The organism is Sphingomonas sp., from assembly GCF_965248875.1.
Lineage (GTDB): Bacteria > Pseudomonadota > Alphaproteobacteria > Sphingomonadales > Sphingomonadaceae > Sphingomonas.
The window spans coordinates 1,810,623-1,835,281 of sequence record NZ_CBDFKR010000011.1 but is presented as its reverse complement, the minus strand read 5'-3'; the positions used below and the strand labels follow the sequence as shown (position 1 = coordinate 1,835,281).

General features: G+C 70.9%; 20 protein-coding genes. 15 read left to right on the top strand and 5 right to left on the bottom strand.

What is annotated here, in order from left to right; genetic code table 11:
- Positions 1–46: 46 nt before the first annotated feature.
- The 9 genes from ACP2AD_RS16145 to ACP2AD_RS16105 are packed head-to-tail and all read left to right on the top strand — an operon-like array spanning position 47 to position 10,552.
- Complete coding sequence (locus tag ACP2AD_RS16145; RefSeq protein WP_425231056.1) at positions 47–1,444, top strand: glycerate kinase type-2 family protein; 1,398 nt, start codon at positions 47–49, stop codon at positions 1,442–1,444.
- Positions 1,441–2,520 carry an ADP-ribosylglycohydrolase family protein gene (locus tag ACP2AD_RS16140; protein WP_425231055.1) on the top strand — a complete coding sequence of 360 codons (1,080 nt, stop codon included), beginning with the start codon at positions 1,441–1,443 and terminating at the stop codon, positions 2,518–2,520. The genes ACP2AD_RS16145 and ACP2AD_RS16140 overlap by 4 nt, the downstream gene beginning before the upstream one ends.
- On the top strand, positions 2,517–3,764 hold the full coding sequence (locus ACP2AD_RS16135; protein WP_425231054.1) for an MFS transporter: 1,248 nt from the start codon (positions 2,517–2,519) through the stop codon (positions 3,762–3,764). The genes ACP2AD_RS16140 and ACP2AD_RS16135 overlap by 4 nt, the downstream gene beginning before the upstream one ends.
- On the top strand, positions 3,749–4,774 hold the full coding sequence (locus ACP2AD_RS16130) for a zinc-binding dehydrogenase (RefSeq protein WP_425231053.1): 1,026 nt from the start codon (positions 3,749–3,751) through the stop codon (positions 4,772–4,774). The genes ACP2AD_RS16135 and ACP2AD_RS16130 overlap by 16 nt, the downstream gene beginning before the upstream one ends.
- Complete coding sequence (locus ACP2AD_RS16125) at positions 4,774–5,736, top strand: Gfo/Idh/MocA family protein (protein ID WP_425231052.1); 963 nt, start codon at positions 4,774–4,776, stop codon at positions 5,734–5,736. Before ACP2AD_RS16130 ends, ACP2AD_RS16125 begins: the two co-directional genes overlap by 1 nt.
- Positions 5,733–7,415: a glycoside hydrolase family 36 protein gene (locus ACP2AD_RS16120; protein WP_425231051.1), complete on the top strand. Its 1,683-nt coding sequence runs from the start codon at positions 5,733–5,735 to the stop codon at positions 7,413–7,415. Before ACP2AD_RS16125 ends, ACP2AD_RS16120 begins: the two co-directional genes overlap by 4 nt.
- Positions 7,412–8,401 (top strand): UDP-glucose--hexose-1-phosphate uridylyltransferase, encoded by a 990-nt coding sequence (locus ACP2AD_RS16115; RefSeq protein ID WP_425231050.1) that lies wholly within the window; start codon positions 7,412–7,414, stop codon positions 8,399–8,401. Before ACP2AD_RS16120 ends, ACP2AD_RS16115 begins: the two co-directional genes overlap by 4 nt.
- Positions 8,398–9,543, top strand: a complete 1,146-nt coding sequence (gene galK / locus ACP2AD_RS16110; protein ID WP_425231049.1) for a galactokinase — start codon at positions 8,398–8,400, stop codon at positions 9,541–9,543. Before ACP2AD_RS16115 ends, galK begins: the two co-directional genes overlap by 4 nt.
- 7 nt (positions 9,544–9,550) lie before the next feature.
- Positions 9,551–10,552: a LacI family DNA-binding transcriptional regulator gene (locus ACP2AD_RS16105; protein ID WP_425231048.1), complete on the top strand. Its 1,002-nt coding sequence runs from the start codon at positions 9,551–9,553 to the stop codon at positions 10,550–10,552.
- Here ACP2AD_RS16105 and ACP2AD_RS16100 read toward each other — a convergent pair.
- On the bottom strand, positions 10,541–11,560 hold the full coding sequence (locus tag ACP2AD_RS16100; protein WP_425231195.1) for a YeiH family protein: 1,020 nt from the start codon (positions 11,558–11,560) through the stop codon (positions 10,541–10,543). The two genes, ACP2AD_RS16105 and ACP2AD_RS16100, sit on opposite strands and share 12 nt — an antisense overlap.
- Positions 11,561–11,683: 123 nt before the next feature.
- On the opposite strand from ACP2AD_RS16100, the gene ACP2AD_RS16095 reads away from it, so the two are divergent.
- Complete coding sequence (locus ACP2AD_RS16095; RefSeq protein WP_425231047.1) at positions 11,684–12,901, top strand: MFS transporter; 1,218 nt, start codon at positions 11,684–11,686, stop codon at positions 12,899–12,901.
- 134 nt (positions 12,902–13,035) lie between these two features.
- On the opposite strand, the gene ACP2AD_RS16090 is transcribed toward ACP2AD_RS16095, so the two are convergent.
- Together ACP2AD_RS16090 and ACP2AD_RS16085 are read right to left on the bottom strand one after the other, a co-directional pair.
- Positions 13,036–15,525, bottom strand: a complete 2,490-nt coding sequence (locus ACP2AD_RS16090; RefSeq protein ID WP_425231046.1) for a TonB-dependent receptor — start codon at positions 15,523–15,525, stop codon at positions 13,036–13,038.
- Between the two features lie 66 nt (positions 15,526–15,591).
- Positions 15,592–16,668 (bottom strand): Gfo/Idh/MocA family protein, encoded by a 1,077-nt coding sequence (locus ACP2AD_RS16085; RefSeq protein WP_425231045.1) that lies wholly within the window; start codon positions 16,666–16,668, stop codon positions 15,592–15,594.
- Between the two features lie 37 nt (positions 16,669–16,705).
- Here ACP2AD_RS16085 and ACP2AD_RS16080 point away from each other — a divergent pair, with 37 nt between their 5' ends.
- Genes ACP2AD_RS16080 through ACP2AD_RS16065 form a run of 4 tightly spaced genes read left to right on the top strand, consistent with a single transcriptional unit; the run spans position 16,706 to position 20,305 of the window.
- Entirely contained in the window at positions 16,706–17,617 is a 912-nt protein-coding gene (locus tag ACP2AD_RS16080; protein WP_425231044.1) for an aldo/keto reductase, read from the top strand.
- A 2-nt stretch (positions 17,618–17,619) separates the two neighbouring features.
- Entirely contained in the window at positions 17,620–18,696 is a 1,077-nt protein-coding gene (locus tag ACP2AD_RS16075) for an LLM class flavin-dependent oxidoreductase (protein ID WP_425231194.1), read from the top strand.
- A gap of 51 nt (positions 18,697–18,747) precedes the next feature.
- Entirely contained in the window at positions 18,748–19,914 is a 1,167-nt protein-coding gene (locus tag ACP2AD_RS16070; protein ID WP_425231043.1) for a molybdopterin-dependent oxidoreductase, read from the top strand.
- On the top strand, positions 19,901–20,305 hold the full coding sequence (locus tag ACP2AD_RS16065) for a hypothetical protein (protein ID WP_425231042.1): 405 nt from the start codon (positions 19,901–19,903) through the stop codon (positions 20,303–20,305). Before ACP2AD_RS16070 ends, ACP2AD_RS16065 begins: the two co-directional genes overlap by 14 nt.
- Before the next feature lie 150 nt (positions 20,306–20,455).
- On the opposite strand, the gene ACP2AD_RS16060 is transcribed toward ACP2AD_RS16065, so the two are convergent.
- On the bottom strand, positions 20,456–20,707 hold the full coding sequence (locus ACP2AD_RS16060; protein WP_425231041.1) for a CBU_0592 family membrane protein: 252 nt from the start codon (positions 20,705–20,707) through the stop codon (positions 20,456–20,458).
- Positions 20,708–20,956: 249 nt separating this feature from the next.
- Here ACP2AD_RS16060 and ACP2AD_RS16055 point away from each other — a divergent pair, with 249 nt between their 5' ends.
- Entirely contained in the window at positions 20,957–22,450 is a 1,494-nt protein-coding gene (locus ACP2AD_RS16055) for a deoxyribodipyrimidine photo-lyase (RefSeq protein WP_425231040.1), read from the top strand.
- Positions 22,451–22,452: 2 nt separating this feature from the next.
- On the opposite strand, the gene ACP2AD_RS16050 is transcribed toward ACP2AD_RS16055, so the two are convergent.
- On the bottom strand, positions 22,453–24,651 hold the full coding sequence (locus tag ACP2AD_RS16050; protein ID WP_425231039.1) for a PQQ-dependent dehydrogenase, methanol/ethanol family: 2,199 nt from the start codon (positions 24,649–24,651) through the stop codon (positions 22,453–22,455).
- Positions 24,652–24,659: the final 8 nt, after the last annotated feature.

The following is a 24,659-nucleotide window of genomic DNA, read 5'->3' as shown; positions in this document are numbered from 1 at the left end:
GACAAGGTTGCAGGTTCGGCAACAATCCGTTGCGTCCGCCACGGCTATGCCGCCCATCGCCGCCGCGGCAGCCTGTCCAAGGACCCGCGCCACAAGCGGGCAGGGGAGGCTCACGATCAGCACCGCGCCCATACTGGCGGCCGAACGGCCCCGCGCGGACCTGCACGCGCTGTTCGATGCGGCCGTGCGTGCGGTGTCGCCTGCGGTCGCGATGCCGGCACAGCTACCGCTCTCCCCGCACGGCCGTACCGTCGTCATCGCGGTCGGCAAGGGTGCGGCCGAAATGATGCGGGTCGCCCAGAACGCCGCGCATTCGCCGGCGGTGCAGCGGCACAAGGCGCGGCCGCTGGAGGGACTGGTCGTCACCCGCCACGGCCACCTTCCCGCGAGTGGTGCGTCCTGGCCTGGGGTCGAGGTGATCGAGGCGGGGCATCCCTATCCCGATGAGAACAGCGTCCGCGCCGCCCACCGCGCGCTGGCGCTGGCCGGCGAGCTGGAGGCGGGCGACCGTCTCCTCGTCCTCCTGTCGGGCGGCGGCTCGGCGCTGATGGCGGCCCCTGCGCCCGGGCTGACGCTCGCCGACAAGCAGGCAGTGACCCGGGCGCTGCTCCAATCGGGCGCGACGATCGAGGAGATCAACCGGGTCCGCAAGCATCTGAGCCTGATCAAGGGCGGGCGGCTGGCGGTCGCCGCGGGGCATGCGGCGGTGACGACCTGGATCATCTCGGACGTGCCCGGTGACGATCCCAGCTTCGTCAGCTCCGGTCCGACGGTTGCCGACACCAGCAGCCTCGCCCAGGCGCGCGAGATCGTCGCGCGCTACGGCATCGCCACCCCCGCGCCGGTTGACGCCGCGCTCGCCGACCCCGCCAATGAGACCCCCGCGCCCGACAGCCTCGGCCTTGCGGGTGCGGAGACCGCGGTGATCGCGCGCGCCCGCGACGCGTTGCGTGCCGCTTCGGGCGAAGCCGCCGCGCGCGGCTATCAGGTCACCGATCTGGGTGATCAGCTGCAGGCGGAGGCGCGCCACCTGGGCGCCAGCCACGCCGCGCTCTCCCGTCGCCTGGCGCGGGACGGCGGCCGGCGTGCGATCGTGTCGGGCGGTGAAACCACCGTCACCGTCGTCAACAAGGCGGGGCGTGGCGGGCGCAACATGGAATATTGCCTGGGTCTCGCGATCGCCCTGGCGGGCGCGCCCGGCATCTGGGCGCTGGCCTGCGACACCGATGGCATCGACGGGACGGAAGACGCGGCGGGCGCGATCGTCACGCCTGACACGCTCGCGCGCGCCGCCGTCCGCGGGCTCGACCCCGCGAGGTTCCTTGCCGAGAACAACGCCTATCTCTTCTTCCGCGAACTGGGTGACCTCGTCGTGACCGGGCCGACGCTGACCAACGTCAACGATTTCCGCGCCATCCTGATCGATACGGCGGCGGGCGCGTGAGCGCGGCGCTCCTCGATCGCATCCACGGCTGCCTGATCGGTGGCGCGATCGGCGATGCGATGGGCGCGCCGGGCGAGGATTGGCATTACGCCGACATCCGCGCCGCCTTCGGACACATCGACCGCTTTCTGCCGCAGCCCGCGCGCAAGCGCGACGGCGCGCCTGGCCAGATCACCGACGATACGACGCTGCGCCACTATATGTGCCTCGCGATCATCCGGAAGCGCGGGCGGATCACCCCGGACGATTACGCCGCGGTGTGGCTGAGCGACCTCAACCCCGACCGGCTGTTCGTCACCGAGCGGATCGTGCTGGAGAAGCTGCGGCTCGGCATGAACCCGTGGGAGACCGGGCGCGGCCAGCCCGCCGCCGACGCGGCGATCATGGCAGTGGCGCCGATGGGCATCGTCAATGCGGGCGACCCCGCCCAGGCCTATCAGGACGCCGTCGCGATCTCGTCGATCCACCAGGACGGGCTGGAGCGCGATGCGGCGGGCGTCGTCGCCGCCGGGGTGGCGGCGGCGCTGGTGCCCGGCGCGACCACCGACGGCGTGTTGGCAGCGATGACCGCGCACGGCTCGTTCGACACGAAGCGGCTGCTCCGCATCGCGGCCGATCTTGCCGCCGCCACTGGCGACGTCGATGCGTTCACCGAGCAATTCTATCTCCGCCATCTTGACCGCTCCTTCCCGCGCCCGGCGGACGTCAGCTGGGACCAGGACCGCACCGTCAGCCCGACCAGCCGCGAGGTGCTGCCGATCGTCGCCGGGCTGTTCGCGCTGTGCGACGGCGACCCGCGGCAGTGCATCGTCGCGGGCGCGAGCTTCGGCCGCGACGCCGACACGATCGCGACCGTGCTCGGCGGGCTGAGCGGCGCGTTGCGCGGCGCGGGCGTGATCCCGGCGGACTGGGTCGCGGACAGCGAGGCGGCCAATCGCGGCTTCTTTGAGGAGGTCGGCGACGCCGGACCACCCGACTTTCACGCCACCGCGGTGGCGCTTTACGATGTGCTCCACGCCGAGCAGCGTCGCATCGCCGCCCGCGCCGAGGCGCTGGGCGCGCTGCTCGCCGCATGACGCGCGCGCCGTCATCGCGCTATCCGTGGCTGCTGATCGGCCTGCTCTGGGTCGTCGCCTTCCTCAACGCCGCCGACCGCAACATCCTGATCGCGGTTCTGCCGCAGCTCAAGGCCCAGTTCGGGCTCACCGACACGGAGCTGGCGCTGCTCGGCTCCCTGTTCTTCTGGGTCTATGCGATCGGCGCGTTCGTCGCAGGGCGGGTCGGCGACAGCGTCCGGCGCACTCGCGTCATCCTGCTCGGGCTGATCTTCTGGAGCGTCGCGACCGGCGCATCCAGCCTCGCCAACGGCTTTGCGATCCTGCTCGCGATGCGCGGCCTCGTCGCGGTCGGGGAGAGCGCCTATTACCCGACCGCTACCGCACTGATCGGCGACTGGCACGCGCCCGCGATGCGCAGCCGCGCCTTGTCGATCCATCAGACCGCGGTGTTCGCGGGCGCGGGATTGGGCGCGGTCGCGACCGGGTTCATCGCCGACCGGCTGAGCTGGCACGCGCCGTTTGTGCTGTTCGGCGGCATCGGCCTGCTCCACGCGCTAGTCCTGTCGCGCACGCTGCGCGACGCGCCGATCCGCCACACCGCCGCGGATGCGGGCAAGCCCGCCGAGCCGATCGGCATCGTGCTCGGCATCCCGCCGGCGGTAATGCTGTGCTTCGTCTTCGCGCTCGGCACGGGAGCCGCGACCGGCGTCACCTTCTGGGCGCCGTTCTATGTCCACAAGGTGCTGGGCATGAACCTTGCGGGATCGGCGCTGGTCGGGTCGGCGACGATCAACATCGCGGGTTTTCTGTCGGTGCCGCTCGGCGGCCTGCTCGCGGACACGCTGGCGAAGCGGTCGGCGGTCGGTCGGTTCGTAACGCTGGCGATCGGACTGGGGCTCGCCGGGCTGCTGCTGCTGCCGCTCCTCGGCGCGCGAACCGCGGCGCAGATCGGCCTCGTCCTGGTCGCGACCAGCGTCGCCAAGGGACTGTTCGACGGCTGCATCTATGCCGCGATGCAGGACGTTGTCCCTCCGCATGCGCGCGGCACGGCGGTCGGGATGATGACGATGATCGGCTTTTTCGGCGCCGGCATGGCGCCGCTGCTGGTGGCGCGGATCGGCGACGCGGCGGGGATGGGCGCGGGCATCGTCGCGATGGCGGCGTTGTACGCGCTCGGCGTGGTGCTGTTGCTGGCGACGATGGGGTCGAGCCGCCGTGCCGTCCGCGCCAATGAGCAGGCGATTGCATGGCAAGATCACTGATCCTCGAAGCGCCCCGCACGCTCGCCTTCGTCGACACGCCCGACGCGCCGCTCGGGCCGGACGAGGTGCGGATCGCGACGCTCTTCTCCGGCATCAGCGCGGGCACCGAACTGACGCAGTATCGCGGCACCAGTCCGTTCATGGGCAAACGCTGGGACGAGGTGCTGCGCCTGTTCGTGCCCGGCGAGGCGAGCTGGCCCTATCCGGTCGCGAACCTCGGCTATGAGGAGGTCGGCGAAGTCGTCGAGCTGGGGTCCGCGGTCGTGGACCTGGCGATCGGCCAGCGCATCTACGGCACCTGGAACCACCGGACCCATCATGTCGCCGCGGCCGAGTGGGCGCGCGAGCGGCTGTTACCCGACGCCGCCGATCCCCGTATCGGGATCTTCAGCCATATCGGGGCGGTGGCGCTGAACGGCGTCCACGACGCGCGTATCCGGATCGGCGACACCGTCGCGGTGTTCGGGCTGGGCGTCCCCGGCCAGATCGTCGCGCAGGCGGCGCGGGCAAGCGGCGCGACGGTGATCGGCGTCGATCCGGACCCGGCGCGCCGCGCGGTCGCCGACCGGCTGGGCGCGCACCGGACGCTGGACGGCCCCGCCGCCGAGGCGATCAAGGACATGACCGGCGGCCGCGGCGCCGACGTCTGCATCGAGGTGTCGGGCGCGCCGCCCGCGCTTGCCGACGCGATCCGCGCCGTCGCCTATTCGTCGCGCGTGGTCGCCATGGGATTCTTCCAGGGCGAGGTGCCGGGGCTCAGGCTCGGCGAGGAGTTCCACCACAACCGCGTCGAGCTGGTCTGCTCGCAGATCAGCGGCACCGCGCCCGAGGCGATGCACCGCTGGTCGAAGCCGCGGCTGTGGCGCACCGCCATCGAATTACAGCATCGCGGCGTCCTCGACCTGCTGCCGCTCATCACCCACGACGCGGCCTTTGCCGACGCGCCCGTCTTGTTCGACCGGCTCGATCGCGGCGAGGCGGGTCTGTTGCAGGCGATGCTGCGGTTCTGATGCGCATCGCCATTCTCGGTCCCGGCGGGATTGCTGCAAAGCACGCCGCGGCCGCCGATGCGCTGGGGCATGAGCTGGTCGCCGCGATCGGCCGCGACCCGGCGCGCGCCCGCGCCTTCACCGGCAAGCATGGCGGCGAGCCCTTCACCGGCCTCGACGAGGCGATCGACGCCACCGCGCCCGACCTGTTGATCGTCGCGCTGCCGCCCTTCGCGCATGCGGGCGAGGTCGAGCACGCAGCGGCGCGCGGCCTCCACCTCCTCGTCGAAAAGCCCTTGGCGCTGACCGCCGCTGCCGCCGAGCGCATGGTCGCCGCGGTCGAGGCGGCCGGTGTCACCGCCGCCAACGGCTTCATGTACCGCTTCGGCGACGCGGTGCGCGCCTGGCGAGAGGCGGATACGGGCCCGGCCGGGCTCTTTGCCGGCAGCTATCACTGCAACTCGCTTCACGCCCCGTGGTGGCGCGACCGGGCCAGGTCGGGGGGCCAAGTGATCGAGCAGGTCATTCACCAGATCGACCTGATCCGCCACCTGATCGGCGAACCCGACACCGTCTTTGCGCGCCGCGCCAACCTCTTCCACCGCGATGTCGAGGGCTATACCGCCGACGACGTGTCGGCGGTGGTGTTCGGCTGGGACGATGGCCGGATCGCGACGCTCAACGCGGGCAATTTCGCGACCCCCGGCATTTGGGCGAAGGAGTGGCAGGTCTATGCCGAGCGCCTGACCGGCCGGTTCGCCGGCTGGAACGACGCAATGTTCACCGCCACCCAGCCGGGGGCCGTGCCGCAGCAGGTGACCGGCGCCACCGACGTGTTCCAGGCGCAGCTTGCGGATGTGGTCGACGCGATCGAGCAACGCCGCCCACCCGCCGTGACGCTGGCCGACGGCACGCGGAGCCTCAAGCTCGCGCTCGCCGCCGTCCGGTCGGCGCATGAGGGTGGGGAGGTGCGGCTGACATGACGGCGCCGATCTGGTCCAGCCGCGGCGTCCGCATCGAGATCGTCACCCCGCTCCTCGATGGCGGGCCGAACGACACGGTGAAGGTGACCACATCTGACGGCGATCCACACGCCATCGACCTGGCCGCGCCGCCCGGCAGCAGCCCCCAGGCTCTCGGCGTTCGCCTCCGCGTCAGCGGCGCGCGCGCGTATCTTCGCAACGGCTATCAGAGCTGGGACGGCTGTTATTTCGTTGCCGCCGGTACGCCAGCGGGCGAGGTCCCGCCTGCCAAGGCGCCGACACTCGGCTTCGCGATGACCGCGCTGCTTCCCGCAGGGGCCAATGGGGAGGGGGGCGCGGTCGTCCTCGGCTTCAACCGCCACGACCGGTTCCAGACCCGCTTCCGCTTTTCGGGCACCGCCGACACGCTGCTGATCGACGTCGAGACCTTGCTCGACGGGACCGGTGAGACGCGCGCAGAGACGCTTTACCTGTTCGACGGCGATTTGGTCGAGCCGGCGCTGCGCCGCTGGTCGGCGCGGGTCGCGGCAGCCGCGCCGCTGCCGCCGCGGCTCCCCGCGAAGCGGCTGACCGGCTGGTGCAGCTGGTACAATCTCTACGCTGCGATCGACGAGGCCAGCATCCGCGAACATCTCGATGCCGCACGCGCGTTCCGCGACGCGCACCGCATCCCGCTCGACATCTTCCAGATCGACGACGGCTTCACCCCGGAAATGGGCGACTGGCTCGACATCAAGCCGCAGTTCCCGGACGGCATCGCGCCGCTACTCGCCGACGCTGCCGCGGCGGGCTTCGCCCCCGGCCTGTGGATCGCACCGTTCCTGGTTGGCAACCGGTCGAAGCTTGCTGCCGCGCATCCCGACTGGCTCGTCGGCGACCGGCAGACCGGCGAGCCGCTCGTCGCCTTCCATTTCTACGGTGAGTTCCGCTGGCACAAGCGGTCGGAGGAGTATCACGTTCTCGACGTCACCCACCCCGACGCCGCCGCCTACCTCCATCACGTGCTCCGGACGTGGACGCACGACTGGGGGGCGCGGTACATCAAGGCCGACTTTCTCTACCACGGCGCGGAGTATGGGCCGGAACGGGCGCAGTGGCGCGAGCCCGGCCTGTCACGGATCGCGGTGTGGCGGCGCGGCATGGCGCTGATCCGTGATGCGATCGGCCCTGACACGATCTTGTCGGGCTGCGGCTGTCCGCTCTGGGCGGGGGCCGGGCTGGTCGACGCGGTCCGCATCGGCCGCGACATCGGCGTCGAATGGCATGGCGAGTACAGCGCGGAGAGCCTGCTTCGCGACCTCCAGACGCGCAACCACGCGCACGGCGTGCTGTGGCAGGCCGACCCCGACTGCATACTGCTCCGCGACCATTTCCACAGTTTGTCCGACGAGGAGGTCGCCTTCCTCGCGCGCTTCGCCGCCGGTGCGGGCGGCGTCCTGATGACCAGCGATCATCTGGGCGAGCTCCCGCCCGCGCGCGCCGCGCTGTTCGCGAACCTGCTGCGCGAGGGCGCGACCGCGTGTGACTTCCCGCTGCTCGGGCAGGACGGCGGTCTCGTTGTCCAGCGCCGCCGCGCCGGTGACGTGGCAATCGGTGCGACGAAGTTCAATCCCAACGACGCCGCCGTGGCCGCCCTAGACGGCGGTACGCTCGCGCCCCGCGGGGTGCGCGACGCATGACCCCCCACCGTCGCCTCAACCCGCTGACCGGCCGCCACGTCCTCGTCTCGCCGCAACGCGCCGAGCGCCCGTGGCAGGGCGCGGCCGAGGTGGCGGCCGCCCCACGCGGGCCGCGCCACGATTCCAATTGCTACCTCTGCCCCGGCAACCGCCGCGCCAATGGCGAGCGCAACCCGGATTACGGCGGTGTCCATGTGTTCCCCAACGACTTCTCCGCGCTCCTTGCGACATCCGAGCCGCCGGTCGCGGGCTCGATGTTCACCGCCACACCGGCGCGCGGCGAAACGCGGGTCATCTGCTTCTCTCCCGATCACGGCGCGACGCTCGCCGACCTCGACCGGCCCGCGCTCGAAGCGGTGGTGAACGCGTGGGTGGCGCAGGCCGAAGAGCTGGGCCGCCGCTTCGTGTCGGTGCAGCTGTTCGAGAACAAGGGCGCGGCGATGGGTTGTTCCAACCCGCACCCGCACGGACAGGTCTGGGCGACCGACTTCGTACCCGACGAGCTGGCGATCGAGGACGCGCATCAGCGCGCCTGGGCCGACACGCATGGCGCGCCGCTGCTCGCCGAGGTCGCCGCGCGCGAGGCGGACGGCGGACGCTTGGTCGAACAGACCGGGGACTGGCTCGCGATCGTGCCGTTCTGGGCGAGCTGGCCGTTCGAGCTGCTGCTGCTGCCGCGCTTTCCGGTGCAGCGCCTGCCCGCCCTGACACCGCCGCAACGCGCCGACCTTGCGCTGATCCTCGGCCGTATCGCGCGGCGCTATGACGCGTTGTTCCGAGTCAGTTTTCCGTACAGCATGGGCTGGCACGGCGCGCCCTTCGACGGCGGCGACGCCGCGCACTGGCAACTCCACGCCCATTTCTACCCGCCGCTGCTGCGCTCGGCGACGGTCCGCAAGTTCATGGTCGGGTTCGAGATGCTCGCCGAAGCGCAGCGCGACCTGACCCCCGAACAGGCCGCCCAGCGGCTGCGCGAGGCCATGTGAACAGCCGGAACCGCGCCCGCGCCGCGTTCATCGAAAGCTATGGTCGCGGGCCCGTTACGCTGTGGCAGGCCCCGGGGCGCGTCAACATGATCGGCGAGCACACCGACTATAATGACGGTTTCGTCCTCCCCTGCGCGATCGACCGCCGCACCGTTGTCGCGGTCGGGCCGGGGAGCGACGGCGTCCGCGTCGCTGCCGCCGACCTGGGCGAGGGCGACCGCTTCGCACCGACCCTGCCCCTCGCGCACGGCGTGCCCTGGGCCGATTACGTACGGGGGGTTGCACGCGAATTGCTCGCCGCGGGCCATCGCATCCCGCCGCTAGACCTGGCGATCGCGGGCGACGTACCGCTCGGCGCGGGCCTGTCCTCGTCGGCGGCCCTGGAGGTCGCGGTCGCGCTGGCGCTGACCGGCGGCGCGATCGACCCGGTCGACGCCGCGCTGACCGGCCAGCGTGCGGAGAACAACTTCGTCGGCTGCCAGTGCGGCATCATGGACCAGCTCGTCAGTGCCTGCGCGGTCGCCGGCCACGCGCTGCTGATCGACTGCCGCACGCTCGCCCGCCGCCCCGTGCCGCTCCCCGCCGGTGTCGCGATCATCGTGATCGACTCGGGCGTCCGCCACGCCCATGCCGGCGGCGACTACAACCAGCGCCGCGCCGAATGCGACCGCGCCGCCGCGCATTACGGCGTGCCGAAGCTGCGCGATCTCGACCCGGCGGCGCTGGCGGCGGGCAGGGCAGGGCTCGACGACCTCGCGTTCCGCCGCGCGCGCCACGTCGTCACCGAGAACGCCCGCGTCCTCGCCTTTGCGGACGCCATGAGCGCCGACGACCTCGCCGCGATGGGCACGCTGATGGCTGCGAGCCATGCCTCGATGCGCGACGATTTTGCGATTACCATCCCGGCGATCGATCACATCGTCGCGCTTGCGGACGAGGTGCTGGCGGGAGAGGGCGGCTCGCGGATGACCGGCGGCGGCTTCGGCGGCAGCGTCGTGGCGCTGGCTCCAAAAGGCCGCGCCGCCGCGGTCGGCGAACATATCGCCGCACGCTACCGCACCCCCGACGGCGCGCCGCCGACCGTCACCCTCTTCACCGCCGCGCCGGGTGCTGGCCCGCTCGCCTCACGCGCGCTAGACTGACGGCCGCATGGGGCGGGTGACGATCAGCGACGTGGCGGCGGCGGCGGGGGTGTCGATCAAGACCGTCAGCCGCGTCCTCAACAAGGAGCGCTATGTCGGCGACGCCACCCGCGCCCGTGTCGAGGCGGCGGTGGCGGCGCTCGACTTCCGCCCCAGCCTCGCCGCCCGTGCGCTCGCCGGCGGCCGTGCGCATCAGATCGCCTTGCTCTGCGATAACCCGTCGCCTTTCTACATCCATCAGATGCAGCTCGGCGTCCGCGATCGCTGCGCGGAGGCGGGGGTGCGGATGATCGCGCAGCCCTATGATCGCCGCTCGGGCCGTGTGCTGGACGAGGTCGAGGAGCTGGTCGCGACCACGCCGCTCGACGGGCTGATCCTGACCCCGCCGATCGCCGACGGCGATGCGGTGCTGGACCGGCTGCTCGCGCGCGGGCTGCCGTTCGCGCGGGTGTCACCGGGGGTGCGGCTCGACTGCGCGCCGTCGGTCTTCATCGACAATCGCGCGGCGGCGGCGACGGTGACGCGGCACCTGCTCGACCTCGGCCACACCCGGATCGGCCTCGTCGCGGGGGACCCCAGCTTCGCTGCCAGCGCCGTGCGGCGCGCGGGCTACGCGGACGCGCTCGCCGCGGCGGGGGTGGCGTCGGACCCGGCGCTGATCCGCCCGGGCGACTTCTCGTTTGCGGCCGGGCTCGAGGCGGGGCAGGCGTTGCTCGCGCTGCCGCGGCCGCCAACCGCGGTGTTCGCGGCAAACGACGAAATGGCGGCGGGGCTGCTCTCCGCCGCACACCGCCGCGGCGTCGCTGTCCCTGCGCAGCTGTCGGTCGCGGGGTTCGGCGACGATGCGGTGGCGAGCGTCGTATGGCCGCCGCTCACCACCGTCCGCCAGCCGACCCGCGCGCTCGGCCGCACCGCCGCCGACCTGCTGCTGGCGCCCGGCGGCGAGCAGCACCGCGAGCTTCGGTTCGAGCTGGTCGTACGCGCCTCGACCGCGCGCCTAGAGCAATAGCCCTGCCGCGCACCCCGCCAGCGCCAGCGCGGTCAGTGTCGCCGCGCCGATCACCAGCAACGGCCGCGGCCCGGTCTCCAGCAGCTGCGCAAGCGGCGAGCGGATCGCGGTCGCGGTAACCGCCGCCGCCAGCAGCGCCGCCGCCACCTTCTCCGCGCCCCTGGCGACCGCGACGGGGATCACGCCGGTCGAGTTGATCGCCAGCAGCGCGAAGAACCCGACCACGAACCACGGCACGCCTACGCCCTTGCCGCGCTCGTCCCGCGGCAGCGTCGCCGCGACCACCGCCAGCACCGGCGCGAGCAGCGCCACGCGCGTCAGCTTCACGATCGCCGCGATCTGTCCGGCACCGGGCGAGAAGGCATAGCCCGCGCCCAGCGCCTGCGCGACGTCGTGGATCGACGCACCGAGCAGGAACCCCGCCTGCAGGTCGGTATAGCGCAGCGCGTGCGCCAGCAGCGGATAGCTGACCATCGCGCCCGCGCTCATCGCCGAGATGCCGACCAGCACCAGCGTCAGCTGCGCCTGGCTGACGCGCTTCTCGCCCAGCGTCGTCGCCAGCGCCATCGCCGCCGACGCGCCGCAGATCGCGACCGCGCCGCCCGCCAGCGTCCCGAACGCACTGTCCAGCCCCAGCCGCCGCGCCGCCAGCACGCCCATCCCCATCGTCGCCGCGACAATGCCGATGACGCAGACCAGCGCGACCGGCCCCAGCGCCACCACCTGCGCGCCCGTCACCCGCACGCCGACCAGCACGATCCCCCAGCGCAGCAGCGAGCGCGACGCGAACGCGAGGCCCGGGTGCAGCCGCACGTCCGCCGACAGGAAGTTGAGCGCCAGCCCGATCAGCAGCGCCATCAGCGTCGGTGGCGCGCCGTAATGGTCCGAGAGGAACCCCGCTGCCAGCGTCCCCAGCGCGACGATCGTAAGGCCGGGCGCATAGCTGCGCCACCCCCGCCGCGGCGACGCTTCGGCATAGAGCAGGTCGCCGTACAGGTCGGCGGCCATCGCCGCATCGGCGCGCGGCGCGACGGCGCGAGTGCTCATCGTGGCGCTACCGGGACCATGTCCGGCCTGCTATCGCGACAGCGTCGGCCTGACAACGCTATCGGGCTGCCGGGAGAGCGGCGCATGGCCAATCGCAAGTGGATCGTCGCCTTTGTCTTCGTCGCGATCATGCTCAACTATGTCGACCGGCAAATCCTGGCGCTTTTGAAGCCGACGCTGGAAGCGCGGTTCGGCTGGTCGGATCGCGACTACGCCAATCTGGCGACCGTGTTTCAGATCGCCACCGCCTTCGCCTTTCTGGGCACCGGCTGGTTCATCGATCGCGTGGGGCTGCGGCGCGGCTTCGGCATCGGCGTGGCGGTGTGGAGCCTGGCGGCGATGGCGCACGCGGCCGCCGCTACCGTGGGCGCCTTTTTCGGCGCTCGCATCGTGCTCGGTGCAGCGGAATCGATCGGGACGCCTGCGGCGGTGAAGACCGCGGCGACCTATTTCACGGGGCGCGCGCGGCAGGTCGCACTCGGCATCGGCAACACGGCGCCCAATGTCGGCGCGGTCGTCGCGCCTGCGCTGATACCGCCGCTGGCCGTTGCGTTCGGCTGGCAGTCGGCGTTCCTCGTCGCGGGCGGGCTCGGCCTGATCTGGGTCGTGCTGTGGTTTACCCTTCGCGCCGAGGCGGTCGCGCCGCTTGTTGCGGGAGCCGGACCGCTCCGGTGGCGGGAGATCGCCGGACGGCGCGAGACGATCACGATCGCGGCCGCGAAGGTTCTGAGCGACCAGGTGTGGTTCTTCATGCTGTCCTGGCTGCCCGACCTGTTCAACCGCCTGTTCGGGTTGAAACAGGGACAGCTCGGCTGGCCGCTGGTGCTGGTCTATGCGATGGCGGCGGGCGGGGCGCTGACCGGCGGGTGGCTCGCGCCGGCGCTGCTCGCGCGGGGGTGGAGCCCCGATCGCGCGCGCAAGGGGGCGCTGCTGCTGTTCGCGCTGCTGGTGCTGCCCGTTGCCTCCGTCCAGTCACTGCATGGTCCGTGGATCGCGGCCCTGGTGCTCGGGCTGGGACTGTTCGCGCACCAGGGCTTCTCGACCAACATCTTCGGGCTGGCGACCGACATCACCCCGGCGGCGTCGGTCGGCTCGACGATCGGCATGGCGGCGTTCTGCGGCAACCTGTGGTCGGTGGGGCTGATCCAGTTCCAGGCGTTCGCGCTCGCGGCGGGCTGGGGCTACACACCGGCGCTGGCGATCTGCGCGGTCAGCTACCTGACGGCGGTGGGCGTGATCCAGCTCCTGATCCCGCGCATCGTGCCGGTCGAGGACAGGGGCGAGCTACTGGGCGCGCATTGAACTCCTCCCCGGGACGGGGAGCGGGACCATGCGCAGCGACGGTGGACGGGAGGCCACGCGCAATGGCCTCGTGGCCCTCCCCCTTCGTCAGCCGCTGCGCCTGCCACCTCCCCGTAAACGGGGAGGACTTGCCGTCAGAACCCGACCCGCGCCGTCACGCCGTAATAGCGATCCGCATCGCGCGGGATCTGGTACCGGTATGCACCCGCCGGACCGCCATTGACGATCGCGGCGGCGAAGCTCTGGTCGAGCAGGTTGCGCACCTGCGCCGTCACCCGCACCCGATCATTGGCGGTGACGATCCCCGCCGACAGATTGATCAGCCCATAGGCATGGATCGTCCCCAGCTGGCGCTGCACCGGGTCGGGCGCGAACAGCGACAGCTCGCTCGACTGATAGCTCGCCTGCACGCCGCCGAAGAAGTCGACGCTGCCCCCTGTCCGGTAGCGATAGTCGGCGTTGAGATTGCCCTTCCACTTCGGCGCGAAGCCCAGCGGTGTGCCCGCGGGGACGATCGCGGTCGCCGCCGCGCCCGGTGCGGCGAAGAACTGGTCGACATGGGCGTCGGTGTACGCGCCGCCGCCCGAGATGGTGAAGTCGCGCGCCGGCTGCCAGATCAGGTCCAGCTCGCCGCCGCGGGTGGAAATCTCGCCCGCATTGGTGAAGCGCGTCACCACCACGCCCGCGACCAGATCGGGATTGTTCGCCTGGAAATTGTGGTACTTGGCGTAGAAGCCCGCGATGTTGATCACCAGCCGCCCGTTGAGCAGGCTGTTCTTCAGCCCCGCCTCATAGGCGTCGCTCGTCTCCGGCGAGATGCGGTTGGTGCCGGTCGCGGTCAGGTTGAAGAAGATGTTGTATGCCGGTCCCTTGTAGCCGCGCGAATAGGTGGCGTAGAGCGTCGACTGCGGCACGATCTCGAACTGGAAGCCGCCCTTGCCCGACCAGTTGTCGCTGTGCGTCTTGGTGCGGAACGGGATGCCGTTCGATCCCAGCGGCGCCGCCGCCAGCGCCGCCGCGACGGTCGAGCCGCCCGCGACCAGCTGGTTGTAGCGGTCGAACACCCCTTGGTCGAAGGCGGGCTGAATGCCCGGCGCCGCGGTCGGCTGACCCGCGCCGTTGGTCGCCAGCCCCGTCGCGGTGCGGCGGTGGAACACGCCAAGCTCGTCGCTGGTGTAGCGCAGGCCGCCGATCAGCCGGAAGCGGCTGGCAATGTTGATCGTCGCCTGCCCGAAAAACGCCAGGTTCTTGAAGGTCGACCCGAAATCCGCGGTGCCGCTCGGGAAGGTCGAAGGGTTGGCGAGCGTGGACGAGCACGGCGTCAGCGCGGTCGGCGCGGGCGTCACCGCCGAAGTGCAGACCTGGTCGTTGCGCGTGAAGACGCGCTCGCTGAATGCGCGCGAGTAGAAGCCGCCGACGACATAGTCGATCAGCTGATGCCCCGGCGACGACAGCCGCAGTTCCTGGGTAAAGGTGTCGCCGGTCTGCGGCCCGAAATCGTGGAGCTGGTTGAAGCCGATATAAGCGCGGTCCAGCCAGTCGCCGTCGCGGATCTCCGTATTGCGCCAGTTACGGTAGGAGGTGATTGAGGTGACGGTGCCGAGCGTCCCGGTGATGTCGAGCTGGCCCGAAAAGCCGTACCCAGTCTCCACCGTCGAGGTGACCAGATCCTGATTCACTGCGCGCGTCCGGTCGCCGCGCGGCGTCGGCAGCGCGGTGAAGACGGCATTGGTCGTGGTGAACCCGGTCGCCACGTTGTTGACGACCACGGGCGTGCCGGTGCCGATGATGTCGGCGCAGCAGTCGTCGTCGTTATGGTGATAGTCGCCGATCAGCGTCAGCGTCACCGCGGGCGACAGGTCCGCCACCAGCTGCGCGCGCCCGCCATAATGTTCAAAGCCGTTGACGTGCGTGCCGCCATGCGCCGCGTTGGTGACATTGCCGTCCCAATTGTCGTAAAAACCGGTGAAGCGCGTCCGCACGCTGTCGCTGAACGGCACGTTGAGCACCGCGCGGCCGCGATATTCGGCGCGGCTGAAATAGCCGGCTTCGACATAGCCGCCCAGTTCGCGCGTCGGCTGCTTCGAGGTGATGTTGATCACGCCTGCGGAGGCGTTCTTGCCGAACAGCGTCCCCTGCGGCCCGCGCAGCACCTCCATCCGGTCGATGTCGACCAGGTCGCTGAACGCCTCGCCCGCTCGCGAGAAGACGACGCCATCGACCACCGTCGACACCGACGGCTCGCCCGCGATCGAGAAGGTGGCGGTGCCGACCCCGCGCAGGAAGATCGACTGGTTGAGCGTCGTCCCCGATTTCGCGAAGTTCAGCGCCGGGACGAGGTACTGCGCGCCCTCGATCGAGGTGCGGCCCTGGTTGTTGAGCAGGTCGCCGCCGATCACGGTGACCGCGAGCGGCACGTCCTGCAGCCGCTCCGACCGCTTTTGCGCCGTGACGATGATGTCGCCCGGCGCCGCGGCATCGGTGTTCGCCGGCTCGGCCGTCTGCGCGTTCGCCTGGGTGTCCGCCGACGGGGCGTTGACGCCGCGCGTGGTCGTATCCTGCGCGAACGCGGGTGCCGGGGTCAGCGTGGCCAGCGCCACCCCCGCCATCAGAAACTTCTTCATCAGACTTCCCCTCTCACTTGTTCTTCCCGGGCCCGACCGCCCAGGCCCAACCTCACAGGCTCAACCTCACAGGCCCAGTTCGGCCATCTCCACCACGCGATGCTCGCGCGCGCTGATCTCCGCCGCCGTACCGATGGCGACGGCGCGCAGCCCGTCCTCGGCGGTGACCTCTACTGGGCCTTCGCCACGCACCGCGCTCAAGAAATGCTGGTGCTCGTAAAAGGTGGAGCCATGGTGGTGCCCCGCCGCCAGCGCCGCCGGATCGGTCTCGACCACCCGGCGCGTGACCTGTTTGGGGCTGCCCAGCGGCACACGCGGGCTTGTCACCAGCTCGCCCGAGGGGATGGAAACCTCGATCCGCGCGCGGTCGCCGGTCGCTGCGATCTCCTCCTGCTGCTCTGCCCCTTCGGCGAACATCGACAGGTCCAGCATCGCGCGAACCCCGTTGGCGAAGTCGACGGTCGTGTAGCTGTTGTCGATGATGTCGGGCGTTTCATCGCCGTAGCGCTCGTCGAGATGGTTCACGTCCATCGCGCCCGAGCAATAGACGCGCACCGGCTCCGACCGGATGATCAGCCGCATCAGGTCGAAGAAGTGGCAGCATTTCTCCACCATCGTGCCGCCGGTGTTGCGGCTGAAGCGGTTCCAGTCGCCGACCTTGGGCAGGAAGGGGAAGCGGTGCTCGCGGATCGACAGCATCCGCAGACCGCCGATGTCGCCGTCGTGCACCGCGGCGACCAGCGCCGCGACCGGCGGCATGTAGCGATACTCCATCGCCGTCCAGAACACGCCCGGTGAACCGGCGACACGTTGGACGATCCAGCGCGCATCCTCGACCGTCGTCGCGAGCGGCTTCTCGCACAGGATGTGGAGCCCGGCTTCGAACAGCGGCGCCAGCACATCGCGATGCGTGTGGTTTGGCGACGCGACGATCACCGCATCGCACGATCCGCTCGCCGCCAGCGCCGTCGCGCTGTCGAACACCGCCACGCCGTCCGCCCGCGCGCCCAGCGCGCCCTTCGCCCAGCCGAGTGACGCCGACGTTGGATCGGCGAGTGCGGTGACGACCGCGCCGGGGGTGATCGCGAGGTTCTGGAGATGCTCGATCCCCATCATCCCGGTACCCACCAGCCCGTAACGCACTTGCTCTCCCAACCCGGATACCCTTATTATGACAGCGATGTCTGAAATCACCTTATCGCCCGAACCGCGTGCCCTCGGCAAGAGCGGATTGCACATCTCGCCCATCGCCTGGGGCATGTGGCGCTTCGGCAGTGCGACCGTGGCGGAGGGTCGCGCGCTGATCGACGCGGCGTTCGCGGCCGGGGTGACGCTGTTCGACACCGCCGACATTTACGGCTTCCAGTCGGTCGAGAAGGGCTTCGGCGACGCCGAGACGCTGCTGGGCCGGATCTTCGCCGAGGCGCCCGAGCTGCGCGCGCGCATGGTGCTCGCGACCAAGGGCGGCATCACCCCGCCGGTGCCCTACGACTCCAGCCGCGACTATCTGACGGCGGCGCTCGACGCCTCGCTGAAGCGGCTGGGGGTCGATCACGTCGACCTCTACCAGGTCCACCGCCCGGACATCCTGACTCATCCCGAGGAACTGGCGGCGACGCTCGACGCCATGGTGGCGAGCGGCAAGGTGCGCAGCGTCGGCGTCAGCAACATGACGCGCCATCAGACGACCGCGCTCGCGGCGTTCCTCGACACCCCGCTCGCCAGCCTGCAGCCGGAGTTCTCAGCCCTCCATCTCGATCCGATGGTCGACGGGCTGTTCGATCTGGCGATGGAGCGCGACTATGCAGTCCTCGCCTGGTCGCCGCTGGGCGGCGGCCGGCTCGGCGACCCGTCGACGCCGCGCGGCACGGCGGTCGCGGAAGCCCTCGACGCCGCCGCCCGCGCGCATGGCGTCAGCCGCGCGGCGGCGGCGTATAGCTGGATCATGGCGCACCCGGCGCGCGTCATCCCGATCGTCGGCACGCAGCAGCCGTGGCGGATCGCCGAGGCCGCCGACGCCTTCAAGGTGACGTGGACGCGCCAGGCCTGGTACGAGGTGCTGGTCGCCGCGCGCGGGGAGAAGCTGCCGTGAGCATGCCCCCCGCCACCCGAAGCGCTTGCGAGGTCAGCTGGTTCTCGGCGCTGTGCGACGACGACTACGAGTTCCTCGGCGTTCCCGACCCGCTGCTAAAATCCTCCTGGGAGCATTGCCGCGACATCGTGCTGCAGGCGGAGACGGGTGGCTACGACAACATCCTGCTGCCCTCGGGCTATGCGCTCGGCATCGACACCACCGCCTTCGCCGCCGCCATCGCGCCGCTGCTCAGGCGGCTGGCGCTGCTGATGGCGGTCCGCATCGGCGAGACCTGGCCGCCGCAACTCGCGCGCCAGATCGCGACGATCGACCGGCTGCTGGGGGGGCGGCTGACGGTAAACATCATCAGCTCCGACATGCCCGGTGAGACGCTGGCGTCGGCGCCGCGCTACGCCCGCACCGTCGAGGCGATGCACATCCTCAAGACGCTCCTCAACGGCGACGCCCTCGACCATCAGGGCGAGTTCTGGCGGCTCAAGCTCGACCCGCCTGCGGTGCGCACCGTCTCGGGCAAGGCGCCGCTCCTCTATTTCGGCGGCCTGTCGCCCGACGCGCGCGAGGCGGCGGCGAAGGGCTGTGACGTCTTCCTGATGTGGCCCGATCGCGAGGAGACGGTCGCAAGCATCATCGCCGACATGAAGGACCGCGCCGCGAAACACGGCCGCAGCTTGCGCTTCGGCTATCGCGCCCACGTCATCGTCCGCGACACGGAAGCCGAAGCACGCACCTCTGCCGACCGCCTGCTCTCGAAGCTCGACGCCGCGCAGGGTGCGCAGATCAGGGCCAGGTCGCTCGACTCGACCAGCGCCGGGGTGGCGGCGCAGGCTGCGCTACGCGAGACGGCGGCGGATGACGGCTATGCCGAGGCGAACCTGTGGACCGGGGTCGGCCGCGCCCGCTCGGGCTGCGGCGCTGCCATCGTCGGCGATCCGGACCAGGTGCTCGCCAAGCTCAACCGCTACCGCGACATGGGGATCGAGGCGTTCATCCTGTCGGGCTATCCGCATGCCGCCGAAGCCGATCTGTTCGCCCGCCACGTCCTGCCCAGTCTGGACCATGCCCCGCTGGCCCGCTGACCGCGCTCTTCACCCCTCCCCCGCAGGGGAGGGGCTTGCTACGATAAGCCGGTGGAACCGCTAGCTCTTGCTCATACCCGCCGCGCGCTGCTCGCCACCGGTGCGCTCGGCGCGGCGGGGATCGCGGCGGGGCAGGGGATGCCCAGCTTCTCCGACAAGCCCGGTCTCACCGTGCTGCGCGCCCGCCCGCCGCTGCTCGAAACCCCGCTCGCGCTGCTCGGCCGCGACGTGTTCACACCGAACGACCAGTTCTTCGTCCGCTGGCATTGGGCGGACATCCCGACCGCGGTCGACCCCACGCGCTTTGCGCTGCGCCTGACCGGCCATGTCGCGCGCCCGCAGGCGATCGGCCTCGCCGAGCTGCTGCGGATGCCGCGGATCGAATATGCCGCGGTCAACCAGTGTTCGGGCAATTCGCGCTCGCTGTTCAGCCCGCGCGTCCCCGGCGCGCAATGGGGGCATGGCGCGATGGGCAATGCGCGTTGGACGGGTGTGCCGCTGCGGCTCCTGCTCGACCGTGCCGGGGTCCGGCCCGGCGCCGTCCAGGTCCGCTTCGGCGGGCTCGACCGGCCGCTGGTCGCGGGTGCGCCCGATTTCCTGAAGTCGCTCGATCTGGATCATGCGCGCGACGGCGAGGTGATGGTCGCCTTTCAGCAGAATGGCGAGCAGCTGCCGCTCCTCAACGGCTTTCCGCTGCGGCTGATCGTACCTGGCTGGTTTTCGACCTATTGGGTGAAGGCGCTCGACTCGATCGAGGTGCTCGACCGCGCCGACGACAATTTCTGGATGGCGAAGGCGTACCGCGTGCCCACCGCGCCCCACGCCACCGTCGCGCCGGGGGCGAAGGACTTTCCTACCGTGCCGATCAACCGGATGCCGCCGCGATCCTGGGTCACCAGCGTGGGGCCGGGCGACCGCGTCGCGTGGGAACCCCGGCTCGGCATCGGCGGGCTCGCGCTCGGCGGCGCGCACGGCGTCGCGCGGGTCGAGGCGTCCGCCGACGGCCGCCGCTGGGTAGCGGCGCAGCTCGGGCCCGACCATGGCCGCTACTCCTTCCGCCAGTGGCAGGCCGACGTGCCCGCGGGCGCCCGGGGGCCGCAGCGCCTGATGAGCCGCTGCTGGAACACCGCCGGCGAGGTGCAGCCCTTTGCGTCCGTCTGGAACCCCAGCGGTTACGCGCGCAACCAGGTGGAGGTCTCTCCCATTGTCGCGGCGTAACGGTCTTCCCTTCGGCCTAATCGGCTTCGGCGCGGTCGCCGCAGCGGGCGCGCTGCTGCTGATCCTGGGCCAGCCGCGCGACCGCAGCACCCCGCGCGCCGTCCCCGCGCCCGAAGCCCCCGGCGTCACCGTTGGCGGGGTTACATTGACTGCGGTGGCGGCCGACCTGCCCGTCGACGACCGGGCGCTACCTGCCGGACAGCACCTCGACGCCGTCCAGACGAACTGCACCGCCTGCCACTCGCCCGCAATGATCCTCGGCCAGCCGCACCTGACCCGCGAGCAGTGGCAGGCTGAGGTCGAGAAGATGCAAAAGGCGTATCACGCCCCGATCGACGCCGCTGCGACGCCGGCAATCATGGATTACCTGACGAACCTGAGCGGCTCCTGACCCCTCTTGCCTTGTGGGAGGAGGAGGGAGGCCCGCAGGGCCGGACGGGTGAGGCGCGTCGCCGCAACGCGGCCACGCGGGCCCGCGGCTCGCACCCCTCATCCGGCGCTGCGCGCCACCTGCTCCCGCAAAGCGAGAAGGGCCTGACTGCTATCGGCTACGCAACCACCACCGCACCAGCCCCGCCGCCGCGATCACCGCCCAGGCGCTCTCGATCACCGCCGACGACCAGTTGAACGCGCGCGTCAGCGACACCAGCACCGCCACCGCGCCAATCAGGTTGCACACCAGCGCCGCCGGCCGCAGCGGGTCGATCCGCCCGCTCACCGTCAGCGCATAGGCGATCAGCATCAGGACCACGCCCGCCATGCCGATCGCATCCAGGGGGGTAAAGGAAGCCATTGCCCCGCATGACCGCTGCGGCAATCTCGCGCAACGGCCGCGCGATTTCGGACTGTCCTACATGCCCCCGGTCGTGGCATCCGGCGCGCGATGTCGGATCGACCCTTTTCCATCACGCCTGCATCCGGGTCGGCCGGGTCGGAAGGCGATGGCACGTCCGAGGCATGCCTCTCGATCAGCGGCCGGGCGCGACCGGCATTCCGCGAAGAATAACACGCCTATGCCTCTACTTCCCCTCTACTTCCGCGGATGACGCTCCCGGCGGTCCTTGCCGGCTGGCGCGAGGCGCCGCGCGTCAGCCGCCTCGACGATCGAGCGTTGCGCGAACCGGCGCGGTACATCCTCTGCTGGCTGCAACAGGCGTTGCGCGCCGCCGACAATCCGCTGATCGACGCCGCGATTCGCCTCGGGGACGCGATCGGTCTGCCTGTCCTCGTCTATCATGGCCTGCGCGAAGATTACCCCTACGCCTCCGACCGCCTCCATCGCTTCATCCTCGGCGCCAGCCGCGACCTGGAGCGCGACTGCGCCGCGCGCGGCCTCGCCTGTGTCCAGTTCGTCGACCGCGCGGCGAAGCGCGAGAAGGGCCTGGTCTATCGGCTCGCGGCCGATGCCGCCGCCGTGTTCGTCGAGGATCAGCCCGCCTTTGTCGCGCAGTGGCAGACCGGGCGGTTCGCGGCGCGCACCGACGCCGCCGTCTTCGCGGTCAACGCCGCGTGCGTGGTGCCGCCGCTCGCGCTGGACCAGGGGGTGAAGACCACCGCCGCCTTTCGCCGCCGTCACGTCGCCGTGCGCGAGGACTGGTACGACTGGACCGACGAACGATCGGCGCAGCCCGCCTATGCCGGGCCGCTGCCCTTTGAACCGGATCGGCTCGCCGACGCGACCGATGCGGACCTCGATGCTTTGGTCGACGCCTGCGCGATCGACCACACGCTGCCGCCGTCGGCGATGTTCCTGCCGACCCGCGCCGAGGTGGCGCTGCGCCTGCGACGCCTTCAGACGGAGGTGCTGCCCGACTACGCCGAGGCGCGCCGCAACGCGCGGCGGCCCGAGGGGGCGAGCACATTGTCGCCCTATCTCCATTTCGGCGTCGTCGGCCCGCGCGAGATCGTCGCCGCGGTGCAGGCGGCGGACGTTCCGCAGGCGACCCGCGCCAAGTTCCTCGACGAGCTGCTCACCTGGCGCGAATGGTTCCATTACCGCGCCCGGTCGCTGCCGGTGCCCGAGCGCTACGATCGCGTTCCGGCCTGGGCGCAGCGCGAGCTGGCCGAACATGCCGCCGATGCGCGCCCGGAGGCGGAGACGCTCACCGCACTGGTTCTTGGCGAAACCGCGGATGCGCTGTGGAACGCCTGCCAGAAGCAGTATCTGCTCGACGGCTGGATGCACAACAATCTGCGCATGTACTGGTCGAAGCGGCTGATCGCGATGACGTCCTCGCCCGAAGCCGGCTGGGCAACGGCGTGCTACCTCAACGATCGGCTCAGCCTCGACGGTCGCGACCCGTCGACGTACGGCAACCTCGCCTGGGCGTTCGGCGATGCGCAGCCCGGCTATCGCCGCGGTCCGATCTATGGGCTGGTCCCGAGCCGCACCGACACGACGCTGCGGAAGGTGCTCGGCGACGACTGGATCGCGCAGGCCGCCGCGCGTCCGGTGCGCGATCTTGCGATCCCCGACGAGCCGCCGGTCGACCCCTACCTCACGGGCACGCTCCCGCTGCCGCGCGCCGGAGCGTAATCCTACTGCGTCGCCCCCGTCGGCATCCGCGGCGCTGACGGCGCAGGGGCGATCGGCCCCGGCAGATGCGTCTTCGCCCAGTTCGCCTCGTCGATCACATAGGCCCGCACCTGCTCCGCCTGGGCGGCCGTCATCACCCGTGCGAACGACACCATGCCCTGATCCTTTAGCATGCCGTCGATCAGCACTTGCCGCCACACCGCCTGGTCGGCCAGCACGCCGGAGCGTTGCAGGTCGGGCAGCACGCCCGCGCCACCCGCGCTGGCGCCGTGACACACCTGGCAATAACGCCCGAACAGCTGCCGCCCGGCCTCGACGTCAGCAGCCGCCGCCGTCGCGGCCGGCGGGTTGAGCGCCGCGACCTCCACCGGCGCGGCGGCGGGCAGATGCGCCGTCCCGCCCAGCCTGAACACCAGCAGCCTCGGCATGTTCGGCACCGTCCGCGCCCGTCCAATCGCATAGCCGATCGCCAGCGGCAGCGCTCCGCCGCGCCCGGTCATCACCGCCACATATTGCGTATTCCCAACCATATAGGTCGCCGCGCCTGCCATCACACCGGTCTGGGTCGGATAGCTGAACAGCTGCCGCCCGGTATCGGCGGCATAGGCGCGGAACTCACCCAGCGACGTGCCCTGAAACACCAGATTGCCAGCGGTCGCCATCGTGCCGCCGTTCCACGGGGTCGGATAGCTGACCTTCCACCGCGCCCGCCCGGTCGCCGGATCCCAGGCGACGAGCGACCCAGTCGCCCCTGCCGTCGCCGCGGCGATCTGCTGCGCGTTGCGCGGATACATGCCGTCCGCGGTATCGGTCCCGACGTTGAAGCCGATCGCATGCGCCTGCGCATCCTGTGGCCGCGCCGGCGGGATATACGCCATCGCCACCTCCTGCGCCGGCACATAGGCGAGGCCCGTCTGCGGGCTGAACGCCATCGGCTGCCAGTTGTGCGCCGCCAGCGCACTCGGCACCGCCAGGAAGGGCTGGCCGGTGCGATAGAAGCGCGCCGCCGGGTTCTCCACCGGCCGTCCGTCCGCGCCGTAATGGTCCGCCCAGGTCACGTGATCGATGAACTTGCTCGCGTTGATCAGCCGGCCGTTGGTCCGGTCGACCACGAAGAAGAAGCCGTTCTTCGGCGCCTGCATCAATACCTTGCGCGGGCGGCCGCCGATCGGGATCGTCGCCAGTGCGATCGGCTGGGTCGCGGTGAAATCCCACGTCTCGCCCGGCGTCTCCTGATAATGCCACAGATACTCGCCCGTCTCGGGCTTCAGCGCGACGATCGACGACAGGAACAGATTGTCGCCTTGGCCGTTCGAGCGCAGCCCGTGGTTCCAGGGCGATCCGTTGCCAACGCCGAGGTACAGCTGGTCCAACTCGGGGTCGTAGACGATTGCATCCCACACCGTCCCGCCGCCGCCCGACTGGTGCCACTGCCCACCCTGTGCGGACCAGCTGGCGTTGGCCCGGTCGTGGAGCACCCGGTCGCTGACTTCGCCGTCGGGCGAACCGTTGGGGTTCGGCACCGTGTAGAAGCGCCACTTCTTCGCGCCCGTCGCCGCGTCATAGGCGGTGACATAGCCGCGTACCCCGAACTCGGCGCCGCCATTCCCGATCACCACCATGTCCTTCACGACGCGCGGCACGCCGGTGATGGTATACGGCTTGCTGGTATCGGTGGTCTGCACCGACCAGTCGACCGCCCCCGTTCCGGCATTCAACGCGATCAGCCGTCCGTCGAGCGTGCCGAGGTACAGCCGCCCGCGCCACGCCGCGACGCCGCGGTTGACGACGTCGCAGCATGCCTGGGCGCCCTTGGCGCGATCGACGCCGGGGTCGTACTGCCACAGCGGCCGCCCCGTCGCCGCGTCATAGGCGAACACCTTCGACCACGGCCCGGTCACGAACAGCTTGCCGTCGATGACGATCGGCGTCGATTCCTGCCCGCGCGCATCGGGCAGGTTGGCCGACCAGGCGAGGCCGAGCTGCGCGACATTGCCCGCGTTGATCTGGGTCAGCGGGCTGAACCGCTGTTCGAGATAATTGTATCCGGCCGCGGCCCAGTTGCGGCCGTCCCCCGCCGCCGCCAGCATCGCGCCGTCAACGCCGCTGACCGCGTTGCGCGGCACGTCGCGTCCGCATCCGCCCGCCGCCGCCAGCAGCGCCAGCGCCGCCCAGCCTCGCCCGATCGTCCAGCGCCGCATCGATCCTC

What these genes read in the sequence shown, in the direction of transcription:
- ACP2AD_RS16145 (WP_425231056.1), top strand. Translation starts at nt 47, where the DNA reads ATGCCGCCCATCGCCGCCGCGGCAGCCTGTCCAAGGACCCGCGCCACA.
- ACP2AD_RS16135 (WP_425231054.1), top strand. Translation starts at nt 2,517, where the DNA reads ATGACGCGCGCGCCGTCATCGCGCTATCCGTGGCTGCTGATCGGCCTG.
- ACP2AD_RS16130 (WP_425231053.1), top strand. Translation starts at nt 3,749, where the DNA reads ATGGCAAGATCACTGATCCTCGAAGCGCCCCGCACGCTCGCCTTCGTC.
- ACP2AD_RS16125 (WP_425231052.1), top strand. Translation starts at nt 4,774, where the DNA reads ATGCGCATCGCCATTCTCGGTCCCGGCGGGATTGCTGCAAAGCACGCC.
- ACP2AD_RS16120 (WP_425231051.1), top strand. Translation starts at nt 5,733, where the DNA reads ATGACGGCGCCGATCTGGTCCAGCCGCGGCGTCCGCATCGAGATCGTC.
- ACP2AD_RS16115 (WP_425231050.1), top strand. Translation starts at nt 7,412, where the DNA reads ATGACCCCCCACCGTCGCCTCAACCCGCTGACCGGCCGCCACGTCCTC.
- ACP2AD_RS16105 (WP_425231048.1), top strand. Translation starts at nt 9,551, where the DNA reads ATGGGGCGGGTGACGATCAGCGACGTGGCGGCGGCGGCGGGGGTGTCG.
- ACP2AD_RS16100 (WP_425231195.1), bottom strand. Translation starts at nt 11,560, where the DNA reads ATGGCCGCCGACCTGTACGGCGACCTGCTCTATGCCGAAGCGTCGCCG.
- ACP2AD_RS16095 (WP_425231047.1), top strand. Translation starts at nt 11,684, where the DNA reads ATGGCCAATCGCAAGTGGATCGTCGCCTTTGTCTTCGTCGCGATCATG.
- ACP2AD_RS16090 (WP_425231046.1), bottom strand. Translation starts at nt 15,525, where the DNA reads ATGAAGAAGTTTCTGATGGCGGGGGTGGCGCTGGCCACGCTGACCCCG.
- ACP2AD_RS16080 (WP_425231044.1), top strand. Translation starts at nt 16,706, where the DNA reads ATGTCTGAAATCACCTTATCGCCCGAACCGCGTGCCCTCGGCAAGAGC.
- ACP2AD_RS16075 (WP_425231194.1), top strand. Translation starts at nt 17,620, where the DNA reads ATGCCCCCCGCCACCCGAAGCGCTTGCGAGGTCAGCTGGTTCTCGGCG.
- ACP2AD_RS16060 (WP_425231041.1), bottom strand. Translation starts at nt 20,707, where the DNA reads ATGGCTTCCTTTACCCCCCTGGATGCGATCGGCATGGCGGGCGTGGTC.
- ACP2AD_RS16055 (WP_425231040.1), top strand. Translation starts at nt 20,957, where the DNA reads ATGACGCTCCCGGCGGTCCTTGCCGGCTGGCGCGAGGCGCCGCGCGTC.
- ACP2AD_RS16050 (WP_425231039.1), bottom strand. Translation starts at nt 24,651, where the DNA reads ATGCGGCGCTGGACGATCGGGCGAGGCTGGGCGGCGCTGGCGCTGCTG.